General features: G+C 71.6%; 3 protein-coding genes. 1 reads left to right on the forward strand and 2 read right to left on the reverse strand.

Features of this window, described 5'->3' with window-relative positions:
• Positions 1-471, reverse strand: a 471-nt coding sequence (locus FRW57_RS20930) for a glycosyltransferase family 39 protein (RefSeq protein ID WP_162529451.1), incomplete at its 3' end; no start/stop codon positions are given.
• 180 nt (positions 472-651) lie between these two features.
• On the opposite strand from FRW57_RS20930, the gene FRW57_RS20935 reads away from it, so the two are divergent.
• Entirely contained in the window at positions 652-1,329 is a 678-nt protein-coding gene (locus tag FRW57_RS20935; RefSeq protein WP_152186973.1) for a response regulator transcription factor, read from the forward strand.
• Between the two features lie 29 nt (positions 1,330-1,358).
• On the opposite strand, the gene FRW57_RS23615 is transcribed toward FRW57_RS20935, so the two are convergent.
• Positions 1,359-1,998: hypothetical protein (locus tag FRW57_RS23615; RefSeq protein WP_162529450.1), on the reverse strand; the 640-nt coding region annotated here is incomplete at its 5' end.

Below are 1,998 nucleotides of genomic sequence, written 5' to 3' on the forward strand. Positions count from 1 at the left end.
CGACGTCGTGCGAGGACACCTCAGCGTGAGCAGGGCGTCCGGGTTGTCGAACCGGAACATCAGCACCGCCACCGGCGTGGTCGCGACGACCGCGCCGGCGAGCAGGCCGGCCCCGGCCCCTGCCCGCCGGCGCACAGCTGCGAAGAGCACTCCCACGGTGGCCACGCCCATTGCGACCTGAGGCAGCAGCAGGCTCCACGCGCTCAGGCCGAAGGCTCTGGCCGACAGACCCATCGCCCACAGGGCCAGCGGGGGCTTGTCGACCGTGATGGAGCCGGGGGCGTCGGAGGCGCCGTAGAAGAACGCCTTCCAGCTGACGCTGCCGGCCTGCACGGCGGCCGCGTAGTACTCGTTGGCCCAGCCGCTGGCCGACAGCCGGTAGGAGTAGGCGACGGCCGTGGTGACCAGCAGGGTCACCAGCGCCGGCCGGGTCCAGCGGGGATCCGCTGCCAGCAGGTCGGCACGCCGCATCCGGTGCACGAGGGCCAGTCTTCGCGGCGCTTGCTGTGCCGGTGCTGAGCACCGTCGCTGCCCGCCTCCGAGCCGGGGCTGCTGCGGCACGGCTCAGCGCCGTCTCAGTCCGCGGCGTCGATACTGGGGAGCGACCCGGGCGAGCCCGGGCGTGGTGACGAGTCGGGAAGGGCGTGGGCCGTGCGCGTGCTGCTGGTCGAGGACGAGCCGAACCTGGCCGAGACCGTGCGGCGTGGCCTGTCCGGTCAGGGCTTCGCCGTCGACGTCGCCCACAACGGGGTCGACGGGCTCTGGATGGCGACCGAGAACGCCTTCGACGTCATCGTGCTCGACATCATGCTGCCCCAGCTCAACGGCTACGCGGTGCTGCGGAAGCTGCGTGAGCAGAAGGTGTGGACGCCGGTGCTGATGCTCACGGCCAAGGACGGTGAGTACGACCAGACCGACGCGTTCGAGCTCGGCGCCGACGACTACCTCACCAAACCGTTCAGCTTCATCGTGCTCGTGGCCCGGATCCGAGCGCTGATCCGGCGCGGTGCGCCGGAGCGTCCCGTCGTGCTCCGAGCTGGTGACCTGGCCCTGGACCCCAACCGGAGACGGGCGCACCGCGGCGAGCAGGAGATCGTCCTGACACCACGGGAGTTCGGCCTGCTCGAGTTCCTGATGCACCACCGCGGCGACGTGGTGACCAAGGCGGAGATCCTGTCCGGCGTCTGGGACCCTGCGTTCGACGGTGACCCCAACATCGTCGAGGTCTACATCCGCTACCTGCGCCAGAAGATCGACGTGCCCTACGACCGGCACGCGATCCAAACGTTGCGCGGCATGGGTTACCGCCTCGACGAGGAGGGCGGCTGAGCCGTCTCGACCCGACCTGCCCGACCGGGTCACCTGACGGTCCAGCTGTGGGCCAGCGCCAGGACCAGAAGGGCGGCGACCGCCCCGATGAGCACGGTGCCGAGCAGGGTCAGCGTCCGGCTGGTCACTCCTGCGACCCGGCTCTGACCGGGCGGTGCGAGGGCGAGGCGGGCGGCTGGCACTACCCGCGCGATGACGTGCAGCCCGGTGGCGACAGCCCAGGCGATGAAGGCGGCCTGGTGGAGGGTGAGCGGGGTGACGCGCACGCCGGCGAACGCGAGGAGTGACGCGCGCGTCGAGTCGGGTCCGAGGGGGATGAGGGCCAGGCCGGTGCCGAGCAGGGCGAGCGTGGTCACCACGACGAGTGGGCCGAGCAGTCGCAGCAGCAGCGGCGGCGGGCCGGCCTGCAGGTAGGGGCGGTTGCCGGTGTAGTAGCGCAGGATCCGCCAGCCGGTGGTCGCGGTCTTGACCAGGGCCGGTGGGACGAGCAGGACTCCGATCGCGATGTGCCAGCTGATCAGGGCGGTGACGTCGAGCAGGGTGACGAGTTCTGCGAGGAACGCGACGAGGAGGACGAGCCCGATCCAGGCGGTGAGCTGGGCGTTGCCTGCCGGTCCACCGGTGCCGGGCAGCGCCGGGTCGTCGCGGTGTGCGCGGCCGGTCGCGTGG

Origin of the sequence: Segeticoccus rhizosphaerae, assembly GCF_009192725.1 — a bacterium.
Classification (GTDB): Bacteria; Actinomycetota; Actinomycetes; order Actinomycetales; family Dermatophilaceae; genus Segeticoccus; species Segeticoccus rhizosphaerae.